Origin of the sequence: Pontibacter sp. FD36 (assembly GCF_015686655.1) — a bacterium.
In the GTDB taxonomy this organism is placed as follows: Bacteria; Bacteroidota; Bacteroidia; order Cytophagales; family Hymenobacteraceae; genus Pontibacter.
Genome location: NZ_JADPMP010000003.1, coordinates 306711 through 323635, shown reverse-complemented (window position 1 = coordinate 323635; position 16925 = coordinate 306711). Strand labels below are relative to the sequence as shown.

The window sequence follows — 16925 nt, the reverse complement described above, 5'->3', positions numbered from 1 at the left end:
TTATTCAAGGTATATGATCAGCTGTTTTCCAGGATTTCCTTTAGTTTTTTCAGATCTTTGATATTGGCTTTGCGCATCATAGTTGCCATAAGGGGAGCAAACACTTTAGAGAACCCGGAGGGCTGCCCGGCATTGCGCAGGGTCATGTGTGTGCGGCCAGCATCGATCGCCTCCCAGGTATAGGTGGTTTCCATCGGGAATGGTCCTTCAGAAGTTCGCATCACCATTTTTTGCCCTGGAACATAGCTTATGATTTCGTAGGTATAGGCGAGCTTTCTACCCAGAAAATGAGCGACGAAAGCGACCTGCGAACCGACAACCAAAGGCTTCGACTCCTTCCATTCCACCGACTTGATATTATTATACCACACCGGCGCATTATCCGGATCCGCAGCAAACGTCGACACTTCGAAGAGAGGTCTGTTAATGTCTATTTCGGTAAAGATATCTACCATATAATGCTGCCCCCTGTTCAGCTACAGACCAAACTGCTTAAGCTTTTCTTACAAACTCTGACTTCAGTCCCATAGAGCCGAAGCCATCGATTTTGCAGTCGATGTTATGATCACCCTCGGTCAGGCGTATGTTCTTTACTTTGGTTCCAGCCTTCACCGGCTTAGGAGCGCCTTTCACAGGCAGGTCTTTGATGACAACAACTGAATCTCCGTCTTGAAGTATATTGCCGTTCGCATCCACTACTTTCAAACCCGCATCCTCTTCCACTTCATTCGGGTTCCATTCGTTGCCACATTCAGGGCAAGCGTATAAATCATCGCTCATTGCATATCCGTAAGGTGAGCTACATTTCGGACACTGTTTCAATTCATCTGACATAATGGTGTTCTATTTTTACTCTGTTTATGCTTCTGTACAGCAAGTGCGCAATGAAAAGGCAACTGCATTCCCTATCCATCGCAATTTATTCGGCTATACCTGCAACAAGCGAATATACTAACATTCCTGCAATCACTCCTTTTTCTTTCTTCCACAAAAGCTCAATCGCCTGAGTAGCATTGCGTATACTTGCACAAAAAAAAACACCACATGTCGACCAAACCTGAAGCCCATCACCGGAAACTGGAAAGGCTATACCTGAGTGCCAACGTACAGCAATTGTTCAGCGGCAGCAGCATCGAAGTGTCACATAGCAAGGCTGAGATCAAACTGCCAGTCGACTCAAAGTATTTTCACGGAGCACAGGCTATACATGGTGCTACTTACTTTAAACTGCTTGATGATGCCGCTTACTTTGCTGTTGCTTCTCTGGTGTCGGACGTGTTTATCGTGACTTCTTCCTTTCAGATCAACCTGCTGCGGCCTGTAAATGCCGGCACCCTAAGAGCCGTAGGTACAGTGCGCTCGATCAGCAAAAATCTCTTTGTGGCAGAAGCAACGCTGTACAATGAAAGAGGTAAAGAAGTAGCCTTTGGGACAGGGCAGTTTATGCGAACGAATCAGCCGTGGGAAAGCCTGGAGCATTACGAATTGAAGTTGAACAATAAGAATTAGAAACTAAAAAACCGCCCGGATTGACCGAAGCGGTTTCTTTAGTTTTAGATTAAGTCGTGTTCTACTCAGGCTTAAACAGCGTCTGACAAACTGCTGAACGTAAAGTCACGGACCTTGAGTGGTGGCAAAATATAATTCACGTTCGACTCGCCACTCACCACCCTTTCCGGACGTCCCATTTCCTCCAGGTTGTTCAGCATAATGATCGGACTTTCGTTGAAGCGGAAGTTCTTCACAGGATGCTTTACCTTCCCATTCTCAATTAAAAAAGTACCGTCGCGTGTGAGGCCTGTCAGCAGGAGGGTCTGCGGATCTACAGAGCGGATGTACCACAGGCGCGTGACCAGTATACCGCGTTTCGTGTTTTTGATCATTTCATCGAGCGATGCCTTTCCTCCTTCCATGATCGCGTTGTTCGGCATCGGGATTGACTTTGCACCTTTATTTTCTGCCCAGTAGCGTGAGGCATACAGATTTTTCATGACCCCATTCTCGATCCAATTTGTTCGCTCCAGAGGCCGTCCGTCTTCGCTCCAGGTGGCCGTAGGCAAGTCTGGGTGCGTAGGGTCCGAGTAGATGTTCACTTTCGAATCTACCAGTTTTTCGCCGATCTTGGTTTTGCCCCCTGGCTTGCTCATGAAGCTCCGGCCTTCGTCGGCATTGCGTGCATCCATATTAAAGAACATGTTCTCCAGCAGCACCACTACGGCAGCAGGTTCAAGTATGACTGTATACTTGCCCGGCTCTATAGCAATCGCTTTGGCTGAACCTTCAGCTTTGTCCATGGCGATTTTGGACGCTGTGCCTGTGTCCAGTTTGGTGATGTCGTTGTATCCGCGTGATGCGTATCCCGAACCCGTACCTGCTTCGTTGCGCACCGTTACCGAGAACCTTACATCGGTGCTGGGATGGTAGGCAAACAAGCCCTTGGAATTGAGCATGCCTTGAAAACCGGTATTATGCTGCAGGTAGCCGGCAGCTATAAGCTTGCGTTGGCGGGCAGGCAGTATGCTCGCAGCTGCGGCATTGGCGCGTTGCTCGGGCGAGAACGCTGCCGTGCTCTTGAAATAAGCATTGGAGCTGCTGTATTTTTGCGGCCCGAGTATCGGCATGTACTCCGGATTTTCGGGAGCCAGTTGAGCCAGTTCCTCGGAGCGGCGCACTACCTTTTCCAGCGAGGCGTCATCAAATTCATTGATGGTAGCTATACCTGTTTTTTTGCCGAATGCAGATGTCACTACTAAGCTGGTTGTACTATTTTCGCCGCTGGTAGACACAGCATTGTTGGCATAGCGTATGTTCCCGCTATCACTGCCCTGCAGGTTCACCACACACTCATCTGCTTTGGAGTATTGCAGCGCCTTCTGCATAATGTCCCGTGCCTGTTGTTCTGTGAATAACATAGTTTGAGAGGTTAGATTTTACGAGCTGTATTGATCACATTCACTCCATTAAAGCGGGTGGTCGCGCTGCCATGGGACACGGAGCTCACTTGCTCTGGCTGACCTTTGCCGTCGAAGAAGGAGCCGCCCAAGCGGTAGTCACGTTCGTCGCAGATAGCGGTGCAGGAGTTCCAGAATTCCTGGGTATTACTCTGATAGGCCACATCCCGCAGCTGACCGGCAATCTGCCCGTCTTTGATCTCGTAGAAAAGCTGTCCCCCAAACTGGAAATTGTAGCGCTGCTGGTCGATGGAGAAGGAACCGTCGCCGATGATGTAGATGCCTTTCTTCACATCCTTGATCATGTCCTGCACGCTGAGCGGCGTTTTGCCAGCCGCCAGTGACACGTTCGGCATTCGTTGGAACTGCACTGAGCTCCAACTGTCGGCGTAGCAGCAGCCGTGTGATTCCTTCTCCCCAATGATGTGCGCCTGGTCACGGGTGGCCTGGTAATTCACCAGCGTGCCGTCTTTTACCAGATCCCACTTCTTGGTCTTAACGCCCTCGTCGTCATAGCCCACGGCACCAAGCGAACCGGGCTGTGTCTTGTCCGCAAACAGATTAACGATTTTGCTACCGTAATTAAAATTCTTAGTTTTCCACTTGTCCAGCGTCGCAAAAGAAGTGCCTGCAAAGTTTGCTTCGTAGCCCAGCACACGGTCGAGCTCCAGCGGGTGTCCCACCGATTCATGTATAGTCAGCCAGAGGTGCGACGGATCAAGCACGAGATCATACTTGCCTGCTTCCACCGACTTCGCTTTTAGCTTTTCTACGGCCTGCTTGCCGGCAGCAGTGGCGTCTTCCAGCATATCGTAATGATTGCCGTAAAGGGTGGTCACGCTGGCGATCTTGCTCTCTTTGCGCCCATCCAGGTACTCATAGCCCATACCCATCGGTGAGCTCAACGACTGACGTGTTTCGAACTTGCCCGTGGCAGGGTCGATGGCCGTAGCGATGAAAATAGGCCAGATACGGTGCACGTCCTGGTCAATGTAAGAGCCATCGGTTGAGGCAAAGTACTTTTGTTCGTTCACCAGAAAGAGGAGCGAGTTCATGTAATTGGCCCCGCTTTTCATAGCTGCATCGTTGACGGCCAGCAACAGATCCGCTTTCTCCTTAATAGGTATAGCCAGGGCGTTTTTCTCAATGGGCGTTTTCCAGCTCACCTCGCCATATCCCTGCTGCGGCGCTAGTACGACTGGCTGCTCCAACAACTTGGCATTGGCTTTGGCGATGGTAACGGCCTTTTTGGCCATGCTGGCAATGTTGTCTCGCGTGATGTTATCGGCAGCTACAAAGCCCCAGGCACCGTCGGCCAGCACACGCACACCGGCACCGTAGGATTCAGTGTTAACGGTGTTCTCCACCTTGTTATCGCGGGTGATCACGTACTGGTTCAAGTAGCGACCGATACGAATATCAGCGTATGTCGCGCCACTGGATCGGGCAGCGTTCAGTGCGACATCTGCCAGTTCTTTCTTCAGCGCCACATCCATTTGCCCCAGCAGGGCCTCCGGCGGCACATGATTTCCCATTACAGGTATAGGCAGCATCAGCGCTCCAGCGCCCATGCCTGCCAGGTACATAAAGTCACGACGTTTCAAGCTTCTATTCCATTAGTTAACAGATAGTTGAAGCTAAGCAATACCTTTTACAAATACAAGTTTTTATTGAATTTAAACTAATAGGCTAAATACTATGCTTATGATGGGGTCAATAAGTCATCCCATAAAAAAACAGCGGCCGTTTCTTTACAGAAACGGCCGCTGTTATAAACTGATTCGGGTACAAATTACTCCTTTGGTGCAGAAGAAACCTGCGGCTCTGTCAGTTCAAAACCATAGTCTTTGCCTTTCAGCAAGGTTGGCACACCCTGATCCATCCACTTCGGGGCCGGAGAACCTTTGAGGTAGTGGTCAAAGAACTGCGACATGCGCACTGACAGATCTTTTCGGTTTTTGCGCTGCATCAGGTTGTGGTCCTCGCCGTTGTACACGAGCATCCAAACCGGCTTTTCAAGGCGGCGCAGCGCCATAAAGAACTCAATGCCCTGGTACCACGGCACAGCTCCGTCCTGGTCGTTGTGCATGATCAGCAGTGGCGTCTTCACACGGTCGGCGAAGAAGAGCGGGGAGTTTTCGATAAACTGCATTGGCTTCTCCCACAGCGTACCGCCGATGCGGCTCTGCGTGCGCTCGTACTGGAACTGACGGCTCAGGCCCGTTCCCCAGCGTATACCGCCGTAAGCACTCGTCATGTTCGACACCGGCGCACCAGCCATCGCAGCCTTGAACATATTGGTGCGGGTTACCATGTAAGCGATCTGATAGCCGCCCCAGCTCTGCCCCTGCAAAGCCATGTTCTTATCATCCACGAAGCCTTGCGCTACGATGCTCTGCACACCTGGAATAATGCAGTCCATGGCGCTCTCACCCGGATAACCTTCGGTGTACACAATATCCGGCACGAACACGAGGTAGTCGTTGCTTACAAAGTATGGGATGTTGATGGTAGAAGCGCTTGGAGCCGGTACACGGTGGTTGTGTATACCGTCAGAAGAGCGCTCGTAAAAGTATACCAGCATCGGGTATTTCTTTTTCGGGTCAAAATTCTCCGGCTTGTACAGCAGGCCCTCTAACGGTATACCGTCCGTCGATTTCCAGCTCACAAGTTCCACCGTTCCCCACAAGTAGTCCTTCATCTGCGGATTAGCATCACTCAGCTTCTCTACATTGGCAAAGCTCAGGTCAGAGGTATAGAGGTCGTTGTACTCGCGGAAAGAGCCGCGGCGGAACGTAGTGCGGTCGCTGTTCTTGGCTTTGCGCAACGAGGTATAGCCATGCGGTGTCATCACCAGTTTTTCGGGCTGCATCGCTTTGCTCACATGGTCGCGGAAGAAACCGGCTGACTTGTCAGTAGTGTTGAAGGCGCTCAGGTATAGCGTCGCATCGGCAGGTATAAATTTCTCCTCGCTGTCGAGTTGCTCGTAGCGCAGGCGCAGTTTGTTGTTGCGGCCATACCTGTCAGTCAGGTTCTCCGGGGATTTTTTGCCACTCGGGTCTAGCTTCCAGATATCGAAACGGTCGTATACCAGAAAGGCGTTGTCCTTTTCTACCCAGCCTGCTGCGCCGTAAGAGCCAGGCAGTGCCGGCACGTCGTTATCCTCTTCATAGAAAGCCTGGCCTATACCTTTGGTCAGGTTAATATTGGCACCACCCTTGGTGTTCATCGCGTGCCAGCTACTGTCAGTAGGTTCGTACCAGTAAACATATTGACCCTGCGGCGACAGACGTGGATAGCCTCTCGTTTCTTTAAGAATCTGCTTTGATGTTCCCTTTTTCAGGTCAATCAGGTAGGCATCTTTGCGGGTTGGCGTATCATAGCCGATCGTCACCTTATACTTCTCGTCGCTCACTGCCAGAGCCACGTCTGCCTGCCCGTAAGCGTCCAGGTATACGTCAGGCATTTCGAGGGTAGCGAGCTGCTGCATTTTCTTGCCACGCAGGTCGTACAGGGCCAGGAAAGAGCGTTTTTGGTCGCGGCTTAGCTGCTTGAGTTGCATGGGCTGGATCAGCGGATCTTTGTAACCCCAGATGTCGAGACTCACTTTCTCCTCGTCGAGTTTAGTAGTGTCTTTTTCAAAACGGGTCGGGCGCGGGAAGGTGCCGAAGAACAGGCGGCGTCCGTCTTCTGAGAAGCGCAGGTTGCCATGTTCGCTCACCATCCAGGCAGCTGGCATACCTTTGGTAACCGTATCAGCCAGCGTCACCGCTTTGTTGTCTTTTTTATTCCAATGGTATAGGTTGAAGTAGCGTATCTCCGCCCCTGTGGAGTCGGTTGTCGCCACATAGGCCAGTTGCTCACCAGCTTTATCGGTGCTGATGCCTTTGTAGGTTACCTTTCCCGTATCGATCGGCATTACCTTGAGGTCGGCAGTGCTGAAAGCGTATACCCCGGCAGTGTGCAGGGAGTCCAGCTCATCCTTCACAAAGTAGAGCATGTTGCCTTTCTCGGAGAACATGTAATCCACTACCCGGTCGAAGCGCTGCTCCTGTCCGGTTTGCAAATTGCGCAGTACGAGCTCCGTACCCTCCGACTTCTTCTGCTTCGGCTTGGCAGCTGGCTTTGCGGCAGCTGTCTTGGCAGGTTCAGCCTTTGGTGCCTCAGGTATAGCGGGCTCAGTTTTAGGATCTTCTTTCTTCGCGGCTTCTTTTTTCGCCGGAAGTGGTTTTTCCAATTGATAGGCCAGCCAGTTGCTGCCTTCCTTTGGCAGTTTAAAAGACTTCACGCGCGGCACTTTTACCACGTTCATGTTCTCCAGCATTACAATAGCCAGGGAGTCTTTGGGCAGGTCGTCGCCTTTTTTCTTTTTCAGCTTAAGCGCACGCACCGTGTTATACTCCGGCTTGATCTGGAACACAGCATAGCGACTGTCGTTCGTAAACTCCGCCTTAGTACCGCGGGAGAACTCACGCATGGCTTTGCTGGCGTAGTTACGGATGAAGAGGGCGCCATCGCCTTCCTGCGGATCTACGTTAAAGAGCACATACTGGCCGTTGTTGGAGAGCTTGTCGCTGCCTACGCCTTTCCAGCTGTCGTATACGTCGTGAGTGAGTGGTTTTTTTGTGGCTTGCTGCTGAGCCTGTGCCTGACTGAGGCCTGCCCCAAACAGCGCCATCAATACTAAGAATTTCTTCATTGTAAAAGGTTTGGCTATTGGTTAGCGGTTTTGATTGGTTTTCTAAATGTACAAATTATTTTGCGGCGGTGGCCGTTATACCTTTAGAGCTCACTTTATAAGGAAGGTTTAAATGCAGTTAGTTCCGCCACCGCGTATGCGTGCCACCAGCCTCCTGAGGAGAAGCTTAACAATTTAGCATTTAAACCATTAAGCTACAAAAGCGGCCATTTACCTAACGATTGTTTGGTTTTCAACCTGAATCCTGATAATTTCACACTATAAAACTATTAGACACAATCTTATGCAAACGAAGGAAGTATATATTATTTCGGCTGTGCGCACCCCGATCGGTAGCTTTGGCGGCGCTCTGGCCAGCCTCTCTGCCACGGAACTGGGTGCAGCGGCTATCAAAGGTGCGCTGGAGAAAGCCGGTGTTGACAAAAGCTTAGTACAGGAAGTGATCATGGGCAACGTGCTTTCGGCCAACGTAGGCCAGGCTCCTGCCCGTCAGGCTGCTGTAAAAGCGGGTCTGGGTTATGAAGTAGAGTGTACGACTGTCAACAAGGTATGTGCCTCCGGAACAAAGGCAATTATGTTTGCGGCGCAGGCGATTATGCTTGGTCACAAAGACATCATCGTGGCAGGTGGTATGGAGAGCATGTCCAACGTGCCATATTACCTCGACAAAGCCCGCTTCGGTGCGAAACTGGGTCACGGTCAGATGATCGACGGACTGATGAAAGACGGTCTGTGGGATGTTTACAACGATTTCCACATGGGCAACGCCGCTGAGAACACAGCCCGTGAAATGAAGATCACCCGCGAGATGCAGGACGAGTACGCAACCCAGTCTTACAAAAAAGTAGCCGCTGCCGCTGAGGCAGGTATGCTGAAAGACGAGATTGTGCCGGTAGAAATCCCGCAGCGTGGCAAAGACCCGATCGTGGTGTCGGAAGACGAAGAATATAAGAAAGTAAACTTCGAGAAAATAGCTGGTCTGCGCCCTGTGTTCGATAAGGCTGGTACGGTAACGGCCGCCAACGCCTCTACACTGAACGACGGTGCTGCAGCCCTGTTGCTGATGAGCAAAGAGAAAGCTGAGGAGCTGGGTCTGAAGCCAATCGCGAAGATCCGTGGTTTTGCTGACGCTGAGCAGGATCCGATCTGGTTCACCACGACGCCTTCACTGGCTATACCTAAGGCTTTGAAAAACGCCGGTGTATCGCCTGAGGAAGTTGACTTCTACGAAATCAACGAAGCATTCTCTGTAGTGTCGATCGCTAACAACCAGAAACTTGGTCTGGAAGGCGGCAACGTGAACGTATTCGGTGGTGCTGTATCCCTGGGCCACCCACTTGGCGCTTCCGGTGCCCGTATCGTAACTACCCTGTGCAACGTGCTCGACAAAAAAGGCGGCAAGATCGGCGTGACCGGTATTTGCAACGGCGGTGGCGGTGCTTCTGCGCTTGTGATCGAGAAAATGTAATCTCCGCTTTGCGGTATATTTTTTGCAGGAAGCCTTACGTTATTTCGTAAGGCTTCTTTTTTATACCTTGGCCTGCAGATTAAACTGTTTGACCTACTTTTGGTGTTTATCCAATTTGAATCGTTTATGTCATTAGAAAACGAGCTAGCAAAGTTCTGGGAATGGGCCGGTATGACGCCCGATACATATAATGAAAACAGAGGATTAGGCGAGTGGGAAGCGGAATATCCCGGATGGGACGCACTCTACAAAGCAGCCAACGAAGCGCTGGAGCAACTAAATCAGGAGTTCAACCATGATCTGGCGCAACTGCTGGTGTATGCGCTGGCCGTTGACAACGAAGCGGGTGTAGTGCTGAAAAATGTAGAGGAGAAGCTGGAAAGCCCACTGCGGTTTGTGCGGAAGGCTGTTTTTTCTGACCAGCCACAGGCCAGGTGGCAAATGGCCGAATTGCTTGGAAACATTGATGTGGAGGGTCGTGAGAAGATGCTCCTGCAGCTGATCAACAGTGAAGACAAGTATGTGGTAAGACGCGCCTTGCTGAGCCTGAACAAAGTAAACCGAGCCAAGGCAGTGGAACTGGCGCAGCAATATGTGCGGGATACCGATCCGTTTATGAAATTAGTGGCAAAAGAGATCACCAAAAAATAGCCATACATCAGAAATAAGCGATAAAAGAGTTCTTTTTTCGTTTTGAACTGATTGTGCTGCTAATTATAAAATTACCAGACAGATTAATTACCTATGTCTAAATTGCTTTCAATCTTACCTGCAGTTTTGCTCATCAGCGCTGCTGCTTTCGGGCAGGCTCAACGCAAAGTGGTAACCTATCACGACGGATCCATGACCACTGTGAAGGAGGTGTACTACATGACACCGGACTCGGCCATTGTAGGCTATTACAACCGCTACTACCCTACCGGCGAGCGGGAAGCCTTTGCCAAATTTGTGGAGGGCAAAAAGGACAGTGTATTCACGGAGTTCTACCAGAATGGACAGCCCCGCATGCAGGTAACCTACGTGCAGGATCAGAAACAGGGACCTTTCAAGGCTTTCCATCCGGACGGCCGTCTGCTGCAGGAAGGCAGCTACGATAAGGACCAGCAGAGCGACATGTTCAAGACTTTTTATGCGGATGGCAAGGTGCGTAAGGAAACCTCTTTTGTAAACGGTTTCCCTGAAGGGCTGGTGCGGGAGTTTTACCCGAACGGAAAATTGAAATCAGAGATCACTTACAAGAACAGCCAGCAGAACGGTCCAGCCAAAACCTACTTCGACAACGGCAATTTGGAGACGGAGGCCACTTATCGCAACGGTATGCTGGAAGGGTCCTACAAGACTTACTTTGATAATGGTCAACTCGAAACCGAAGTGATCAATGTGGCTGGTCAGCGTAACGGCACATTCAAGAGCTACTACCGCAGCGGAAAACTCAGCACCGAGGGCAGCTTTGTCTCTGGCAAAATGCACGGACCTTCTAAGTCATATTTCGAGAACGGCAACCTGCGCAGCATGATCACTTACCGCAACGGGCAGATACAGGGTCTTTCACAGGTATACTTTGAAGATGGCAAGCTGAAGGAAGAAGGTCAATACAGCAATAATGGCGATGACCGCAAGATCACAACCTACTACCCTTCCGGCAACATAAAAGCTGAGGAGCAATTCAAAAACAAACTACGCTCTGGCAGCTGGAAAACCTACTATGATGCTCCGGGCAAGAAGGTAGAAGTAGCTGAAACCTACAACGCCGACAAAATGACCGGGGAGCGCATTGTTTACTATGAAAATGGTCAGGCCAAGGCGAAGTATACCTATGGCAAAGGCGATGGCAAGATTGTGAGCAGTCAGGAGTTTTATGAAAGCGGCAAGCTGAAGTCTGAAACCAGCTACAAAGATGGCCTGCGTTTCGGGCCGTACAAACAATACTTTGAAGACGGCAAAGTAGAAGTGCTGGGCCAGCACCGCAACAACAGAGCCACCGGCACCTGGAAATACCACAACGATGAAGGCAAGGTATACAAGACCAGGCTTTACCGGAATGGTGAAGTTGTAGAGGAGAAGGAGAAGTAATGATCTTACGCGAAGCTACCACCGCCGACATTCCCCAACTCCAGATCATCCGCCATTCGGTAAAGGAAAACATTCTCTCCGACCCGGCGCTGGTGACAGACGAACTTTGCGCGCTATACCTGACGGAGCGCGGTAAAGGCTGGGTATGCGAAGTTGATGGTCAAGTGGTTGGCTTCTCAATCATCGACCTGCAGGAGCATAATGTGTGGGCTTTGTTTATGCTACCGGAATTTGAAGGCCAAGGTATAGGCAAGCAACTGCACCGCATCATGCTCGACTGGTACTTCCGGCAAACGAAAGAACCAATCTGGCTAGGCACCGACCCCGGCACAAGAGCCGAGGCCTTTTATCGTCGGCAAGGCTGGCGCCAGACAGGTATACACGGTGGTTCTGAAATCAAATTTGAAATGCGTTACGAAGACTGGCAGGTCAAACCAAAGCGCTAACGAAAAGCTCAACTAAACTTATACCTCCCCTCCCGACTTTCAACGCCAAACTCCCGTATAGACGAATCAAGTTTTAACCAACCAAAACCGATTCACTATGCTTGAAGAGCTCTGGTACAAAAACGCCATCATCTACAGCCTCGATCTCGAAACATTCATGGACCTGAACGGCGATGGCGTGGGTGACTTTGCAGGTCTGGCCCGCCGTCTCGATTACCTCAACGCCATGGGCATCGACTGCGTTTGGCTAGCCCCATTCCAACCTACCCCCAACAAAGACAACGGTTACGATGTGTATGATTACTACGGTGTCGATCAACGGCACGGCTCCAGCGGCGACTTTGTAGAGTTCATGCACCAGGCTAACAAGCGCGGCATCAAGGTCATCATCGATCTGGTGGTGAACCATACCTCTGACCAGCACCCCTGGTTTCAGGATGCGCGCAGCAGCGAAGATGCCGAGCACCGCGACTGGTATGTATGGTCTAAGAAGAAACCTTCTGACTGGGATGAGGGCATGGTGTTCCCGGGGGTGCAAGAATCTACCTGGACCTACGACAAGAAAGCGAAGTCCTGGTATTTCCACCGCTTCTACGAGTTTCAGCCCGATCTTAACATGGACAACCCCAAGGTACGTGAAGAGATTCAGCGCATCATGGGCTTTTGGCTGCAATTAGGAGTTTGCGGCTTCAGGGTTGATGCTGTGCCTTTTATGATCGAGTCGCCGGTACCGGGTTCTGATAACCATGAACTGAACTTTGATTACCTGCGCGACATGCGACGCTTTCTGCAGTGGCGGCGTGGTGATGCAATTCTGCTGGGCGAAGCTAACGTACTCCCCGAAGAAACTAAAAAATACTTTGGTGATAAAGGGGATGGCATTCAGATGATGTTCAACTTTTATGTTAACCAGCATCTGTTTTACGCCTTAGCAACCGGTGAAATAGAGCCTCTGGTAGAGGCCCTGGAAGAAACACGCACCCACATGCCTACGGTGCAGTGGGCTCACTTCCTGCGCAACCACGACGAACTGGACCTGGGTCGCCTAACTGATGAACAGCGTGAAAAGGTTTTTGCCCGCTTCGCCCCGGATAAAGACATGCAGCTTTATGATCGGGGCATCCGCCGTCGTCTTTCTACCATGCTGGGAAATCGCCAACAAAGTGAGTTAGCCTATAGCCTGATGTTCTCTTTACCGGGCACTCCCGTTATCCGCTATGGCGATGAGATAGGTATGGGGGATGACCTGAGCCTCAATGAACGGGACGCCGTGCGCACACCAATGCAATGGACCGATGACCACCAGGCGGGTTTTTCCGAAGCCGACAAACTGGTGCATCCTGTCATCGACAAAGGCCCTTACTCTTATCACCATGTGAATGTAGAAAACCAGCGCCGTGAACCTAATTCACTTCTAAACTGGATGACAGCCCTGATCCGCTTAAGGCAGGAGTGTACCGAGATTGGCTTTGGCGATTGGCAAATCCTGAAAACGAACAAACCGAAGGTACTCTGCATGCATTACAGTTGGCAAGGCAGCTCCCTGATTATCCTGCACAACTTCGATGAGAAAGCGCACGAGGTAATTTTAGACTTAAAGCAAAAGCAAAACGGCCAAAAAGAAAAAGAGCAAAAGCTGGTCGACCTGATGGTAAATTATGAAAGTGAGACCGACGACAAAGGCAGGCACTATATCACCTTAGACGCCTACGGCTATCGCTGGTTCCGGACCGGTGACCTGAGTCACTTGCTCAAGAAGAGTTAGAAAAGCATGAATGGCATAAGTATGGGTGCCTGAGGTAATCAGATGCTACTGGTGGAAGTAGGGGGAAACTATACTAAGATCCTTTTAGGATGGTAAAAAAGGAATCGCTGCCTCCCCTCTACATGGCGTTTGCAGCCATGATTTCTTACTGCCCCTGCAAATCGATTTCGTCGGTCGGCAGTATTTCTACTCTTACTCCCATTTTCTTCTGGATGATCTTGAAGTGATGCGCATCTTCTGGCGTAATCAGCGAAATGGCTTCGCCAGAGGCTTCGGCACGACCGGTGCGGCCGATGCGGTGCACGTAGTCTTTTGGAGAGCGTGGCAATTCGTAGTTGATCACATAGGGCAGGAACTTGATGTCTATACCTCGTGAGGCCAGATCGGTGGCGACCAGTACGCGGAGCTTGCCGGCCTTGAACTGACGAAGCGCCTCTGTTCTACCGCCCTGACTTCTGTCACCGTGAAAAGCGGCGGCTTCAATTCCATGCTTTTTGAGTTTACCCACCACATTATCGGCCGTGCGGATGGACGAAGCAAATACCAGCACCTGCTGCATGTCGTGCTGCCGGATCAGGTAACGAAGCAGCGGCCCCTTTTTCTCGGGTCCTACCTGGTAGGCCACCTGCTTGATCAACTCCGGCACCGTGGCCTCCTCCTGCACGGTTACCCGCACCGGATCTGTCAGGAGTTTGCTGATCAAATCCTCCACATCCTGGCTCAGTGTAGCTGAGAAGAGGAGGTTTTGCCGTCGGGCAGGCAACATGCCGAGTAGCTTGTTTACCTCTTCCTGAAAGCCCAAATTCAGCATTTTGTCAGCCTCGTCGAGCACCAGCGTTTCCACTTCCGACAGGTGCACCGCTTTGTTTTCGATCAGGTCGAGTAGTCGGCCAGGTGTGGCAACGAGCACATCTGTACCACTCAGTTTCATCATCTGCGGGTTGATCGAGATACCTCCATACACGGCCAGTGTCTTCACCGGTCTGTCCAGTCCTTTGCCAAAAGCTTTGAATACCTCTTCGATCTGTACTGCCAGTTCGCGTGTCGGCACTAGCACCAGTGTGCGCACATAGCGGTTGCGACCGGCCTGCTTCTGCTGGTATAGCTCCAGTATAGGCAGCGCGAAACTGGCCGTCTTGCCCGAACCCGTCTGGGCTATACCTAGCAGGTCCTTACCTTTCAGAATGGCAGGTATAGCCTGTGTCTGAATAGGATAAGGAGCAGTATAGCCTTGCTCTTGAATGGAACGAAGCAGTGGTGCCGAAAGGCCTAATGACGAAAATGACATAGATTCAGGTATAGATCGCCGGGCGACCTGCCCGCGCACCGGCAAAGGTACACATATTATACGTCTCTGTTTTTGGGAGCAATCAGGACCTGGGTGCCATATCTTGTCAGGTAGTCGAGCAGCGCATAAATAAACAGCGCTACCCCTGACATTTCCATCAACTCTTCCAGGCAGTAGAGGATGCGGTTGTACAGGTGATCAAGTCCGTAGCGCTTGTACAGGTAGCCTTCAAAAAACTCCAGTCCGAGCGCACCGCCCACAAACAGCGCCCCCGACAGCAGGATCAGGTTACGGGTATAAGTAGGCAGGCGAAGCACAAACCCGATAAAATAAGCAACAACAGCCAATGTGAGCACGCTATAGGGCACCACCCAGGCCCAATGCAGCATACCCGACAGGTCAGTTGCCAGACGCGGACGCACAAAATCCGCCACCCGCTCGTGTATCTGTGTGTTCTCATCGATGGCCATAAACAGGAAGATGCACCCCAAGATAAACCAATGACGGGTATAATGTTCCTGTGCCGCGTTTCTCTGCTGACGGTTTATCAGAAAGAGGAGTCCACTAGCCGCTAACAACATCACCGAAGAGAAAAAAGCAGGTATGTTGCTCTCGCCGTTGAAATTAAAATAGTGTACCAGCAAGCGGGTCAGCCTCGACTCGTATTGCAACACACTCTCCAGTATGATTCCTGCAATATCAGCCAGCAGCAGCACGAAAATAATGACAGCGAGCTTCCGAAGCACATTTTCAGGGGAAAGCAACAAGGGTGTGGTGGTAGGAGAAGTAGAGGTCAAATGCATATTTCAACGATGAAGAAGAGATCGGTACAATTTACAGATTCAGGTATACCCCAAAATCCCTTCTTCTGTTGCCCTGTACAAAGCCTGAGGCCATCAACCAGCAAGTCCGGCTTCAACTTTATTTCCACAGCCTAAGGGTCGCGCAGCCCTACCAAAAGCTGCTTCCCAACAAATTAACAAACCATTTTTTCCACAGAAATAGTACATGTGCTTAAATAGTTAACAAGTTATCCACTGAACATACCCCCAACCTTGATTTTTTATTCCTAAATCTTCAAATTATCTTCGTAATCCAAACCCGATAAACATGACGCAAGACGGACTAAACGCAGCCATACGTAACGACTGGACACTGGAGGAGATCAAAGCGATCTACTATAAACCGGTGTTGGAACTGATTGTAGAAGCAGCCAATGTACATAAACAGCACCAGGCTACTGGTGAGGTGCAGGTATGTACTTTGTTGTCAGTGAAAACCGGTGGCTGTCCGGAAGACTGCTCTTACTGTCCGCAGGCAGCTCGTTTCCACACGGGTGTGGATGTGCACAAACTGTTGAGCCAGGAGCAAGTACTTACAGCGGCTCAGCGTGCCAAAGACGGCGGTTCTACCCGCTTCTGCATGGGTGCCGCCTGGCGCGAAGTGCGCGACAACCGCGACTTCGACAAAGTGCTTGACATGGTGAAAGGTGTAAACGAGATGGGACTGGAAGTTTGCTGTACCTTGGGTATGGTGAACGAGTACCAGGCTGAAAAGCTGAAAGAAGCTGGCCTGTACGCCTACAACCACAACCTCGACACTTCTGAGGAAAACTATTCCAACATCATCACGACCCGTACCTACGACGACCGTCTCGATACGATTGAGAACGTGCGCAAGGCAGGTATATCCGTTTGCTCAGGTGGCATTATCGGTTTGGGAGAAACTGACGAGGACCGTATCGGCATGCTCCATACCTTGTCTACCCTGGTGCAGCACCCGGAATCTGTACCGGTAAATGCGCTGGTACCGGTAAAAGGCACGCCACTGGAAAACCAGCCGCTGGTTACCGTTTGGGAAATGGTCCGCATGATCGCCACTGCCCGTATTTTGATGCCGAAGACCATGGTACGCCTGTCAGCAGGCCGTGAGCGCATGAGTGTAACCGATCAAGCCCTTTGCTTCCTGGCCGGTGCAAACTCCATCTTCACAGGCGAAAAGCTTCTGACGACGCCGAACCCGGACTTCGACGCCGATAAAGCCATGTTTGACCTGTTGGGTCTTACTCCAAGAAAGTCCTTTAAAGAAGAAGCACAGCACGTTTGCTAGGACTTTGGTGATAAAAATTGCCGGAAAGCCTCTTCGCTCTGTCATCCTGAAAGGATCCTGGTCGAAGGATTAAGGCAATAGCTATAACACACCCCTGCCTCTCTCAAGAGGGAATCTCGGTGTCAA

At 50.9% G+C, this 16925-nt stretch carries 14 protein-coding genes; 7 read left to right on the top strand and 7 right to left on the bottom strand.

The features are described 5' to 3' along the window. Positions 1 to 17: 17 nt before the first annotated feature. Together I0P70_RS06095 and I0P70_RS06090 are read right to left on the bottom strand one after the other, a co-directional pair. Entirely contained in the window at positions 18 to 455 is a 438-nt protein-coding gene (locus I0P70_RS06095) for an SRPBCC family protein (RefSeq protein ID WP_196115529.1), read from the bottom strand. 37 nt (positions 456 to 492) lie between these two features. Next, complete coding sequence (locus tag I0P70_RS06090; protein WP_196115527.1) at positions 493 to 834, bottom strand: zinc ribbon domain-containing protein YjdM; 342 nt, start codon at positions 832 to 834, stop codon at positions 493 to 495. Between the two features lie 210 nt (positions 835 to 1044). Between I0P70_RS06090 and I0P70_RS06085 the strand changes: the two genes are divergently transcribed. Continuing rightward, on the top strand, positions 1045 to 1509 hold the full coding sequence (locus tag I0P70_RS06085; RefSeq protein ID WP_196115525.1) for a PaaI family thioesterase: 465 nt from the start codon (positions 1045 to 1047) through the stop codon (positions 1507 to 1509). A 71-nt stretch (positions 1510 to 1580) separates the two neighbouring features. Here I0P70_RS06085 and I0P70_RS06080 read toward each other — a convergent pair whose 3' ends face one another. The 3 genes from I0P70_RS06080 to I0P70_RS06070 all read right to left on the bottom strand — a co-directional run bounded on the left by I0P70_RS06080 (position 1581) and on the right by I0P70_RS06070 (position 7650). After that, on the bottom strand, positions 1581 to 2912 hold the full coding sequence (locus I0P70_RS06080) for a TldD/PmbA family protein (protein ID WP_196115523.1): 1332 nt from the start codon (positions 2910 to 2912) through the stop codon (positions 1581 to 1583). 11 nt (positions 2913 to 2923) lie between these two features. Then, positions 2924 to 4555 (bottom strand): TldD/PmbA family protein, encoded by a 1632-nt coding sequence (locus I0P70_RS06075; RefSeq protein ID WP_196115521.1) that lies wholly within the window; start codon positions 4553 to 4555, stop codon positions 2924 to 2926. Between the two features lie 188 nt (positions 4556 to 4743). Next, on the bottom strand, positions 4744 to 7650 hold the full coding sequence (locus I0P70_RS06070) for a prolyl oligopeptidase family serine peptidase (RefSeq protein ID WP_196115519.1): 2907 nt from the start codon (positions 7648 to 7650) through the stop codon (positions 4744 to 4746). 283 nt (positions 7651 to 7933) lie between these two features. Between I0P70_RS06070 and I0P70_RS06065 the strand changes: the two genes are divergently transcribed. From I0P70_RS06065 to I0P70_RS06045, 5 genes are all read left to right on the top strand, one after another. Continuing rightward, a complete protein-coding gene (locus I0P70_RS06065) occupies positions 7934 to 9118 on the top strand; it encodes an acetyl-CoA C-acyltransferase (RefSeq protein ID WP_196115517.1) in 1185 nt (394 codons plus the stop codon). 126 nt (positions 9119 to 9244) lie between these two features. Beyond that, positions 9245 to 9769, top strand: a complete 525-nt coding sequence (locus tag I0P70_RS06060; RefSeq protein WP_196115515.1) for a HEAT repeat domain-containing protein — start codon at positions 9245 to 9247, stop codon at positions 9767 to 9769. Positions 9770 to 9862: 93 nt separating this feature from the next. Continuing rightward, the gene (locus I0P70_RS06055; protein ID WP_196115513.1) at positions 9863 to 11191 is read left to right on the top strand and encodes a toxin-antitoxin system YwqK family antitoxin; all 1329 of its coding nucleotides are present in this window, start codon (positions 9863 to 9865) and stop codon (positions 11189 to 11191) included. Continuing rightward, positions 11191 to 11637, top strand: a complete 447-nt coding sequence (locus I0P70_RS06050) for a GNAT family N-acetyltransferase (protein WP_196115511.1) — start codon at positions 11191 to 11193, stop codon at positions 11635 to 11637. Before I0P70_RS06055 ends, I0P70_RS06050 begins: the two co-directional genes overlap by 1 nt. A 97-nt stretch (positions 11638 to 11734) precedes the next feature. Then, positions 11735 to 13402, top strand: a complete 1668-nt coding sequence (locus I0P70_RS06045) for an alpha-amylase family protein (RefSeq protein WP_196115509.1) — start codon at positions 11735 to 11737, stop codon at positions 13400 to 13402. Positions 13403 to 13547: 145 nt separating this feature from the next. Here I0P70_RS06045 and I0P70_RS06040 read toward each other — a convergent pair whose 3' ends face one another. Together I0P70_RS06040 and I0P70_RS06035 are read right to left on the bottom strand one after the other, a co-directional pair. Beyond that, positions 13548 to 14690, bottom strand: a complete 1143-nt coding sequence (locus I0P70_RS06040; protein WP_196115507.1) for a DEAD/DEAH box helicase — start codon at positions 14688 to 14690, stop codon at positions 13548 to 13550. 56 nt (positions 14691 to 14746) lie between these two features. After that, on the bottom strand, positions 14747 to 15493 hold the full coding sequence (locus I0P70_RS06035; RefSeq protein ID WP_230392020.1) for a multidrug transporter: 747 nt from the start codon (positions 15491 to 15493) through the stop codon (positions 14747 to 14749). A gap of 307 nt (positions 15494 to 15800) precedes the next feature. On the opposite strand from I0P70_RS06035, the gene bioB reads away from it, so the two are divergent. Further along, a complete protein-coding gene (bioB, locus tag I0P70_RS06030; protein WP_196115505.1) occupies positions 15801 to 16799 on the top strand; it encodes a biotin synthase BioB in 999 nt (332 codons plus the stop codon). The last annotated feature ends 126 nt before the right edge of the window (positions 16800 to 16925 follow it).

Bases quoted from the DNA above. Each gene is read 5' to 3' on its own strand.
- I0P70_RS06095 (WP_196115529.1), bottom strand. From the start codon at position 455: ATGGTAGATATCTTTACCGAAATAGACATTAACAGACCTCTCTTCGAA.
- I0P70_RS06090 (WP_196115527.1), bottom strand. From the start codon at position 834: ATGTCAGATGAATTGAAACAGTGTCCGAAATGTAGCTCACCTTACGGA.
- I0P70_RS06085 (WP_196115525.1), top strand. From the start codon at position 1,045: ATGTCGACCAAACCTGAAGCCCATCACCGGAAACTGGAAAGGCTATAC.
- I0P70_RS06080 (WP_196115523.1), bottom strand. From the start codon at position 2,912: ATGTTATTCACAGAACAACAGGCACGGGACATTATGCAGAAGGCGCTG.
- I0P70_RS06070 (WP_196115519.1), bottom strand. From the start codon at position 7,650: ATGAAGAAATTCTTAGTATTGATGGCGCTGTTTGGGGCAGGCCTCAGT.
- I0P70_RS06065 (WP_196115517.1), top strand. From the start codon at position 7,934: ATGCAAACGAAGGAAGTATATATTATTTCGGCTGTGCGCACCCCGATC.
- I0P70_RS06060 (WP_196115515.1), top strand. From the start codon at position 9,245: ATGTCATTAGAAAACGAGCTAGCAAAGTTCTGGGAATGGGCCGGTATG.
- I0P70_RS06055 (WP_196115513.1), top strand. From the start codon at position 9,863: ATGTCTAAATTGCTTTCAATCTTACCTGCAGTTTTGCTCATCAGCGCT.
- I0P70_RS06050 (WP_196115511.1), top strand. From the start codon at position 11,191: ATGATCTTACGCGAAGCTACCACCGCCGACATTCCCCAACTCCAGATC.
- I0P70_RS06045 (WP_196115509.1), top strand. From the start codon at position 11,735: ATGCTTGAAGAGCTCTGGTACAAAAACGCCATCATCTACAGCCTCGAT.
- I0P70_RS06040 (WP_196115507.1), bottom strand. From the start codon at position 14,690: ATGTCATTTTCGTCATTAGGCCTTTCGGCACCACTGCTTCGTTCCATT.
- I0P70_RS06035 (WP_230392020.1), bottom strand. From the start codon at position 15,493: ATGCATTTGACCTCTACTTCTCCTACCACCACACCCTTGTTGCTTTCC.
- bioB (WP_196115505.1), top strand. From the start codon at position 15,801: ATGACGCAAGACGGACTAAACGCAGCCATACGTAACGACTGGACACTG.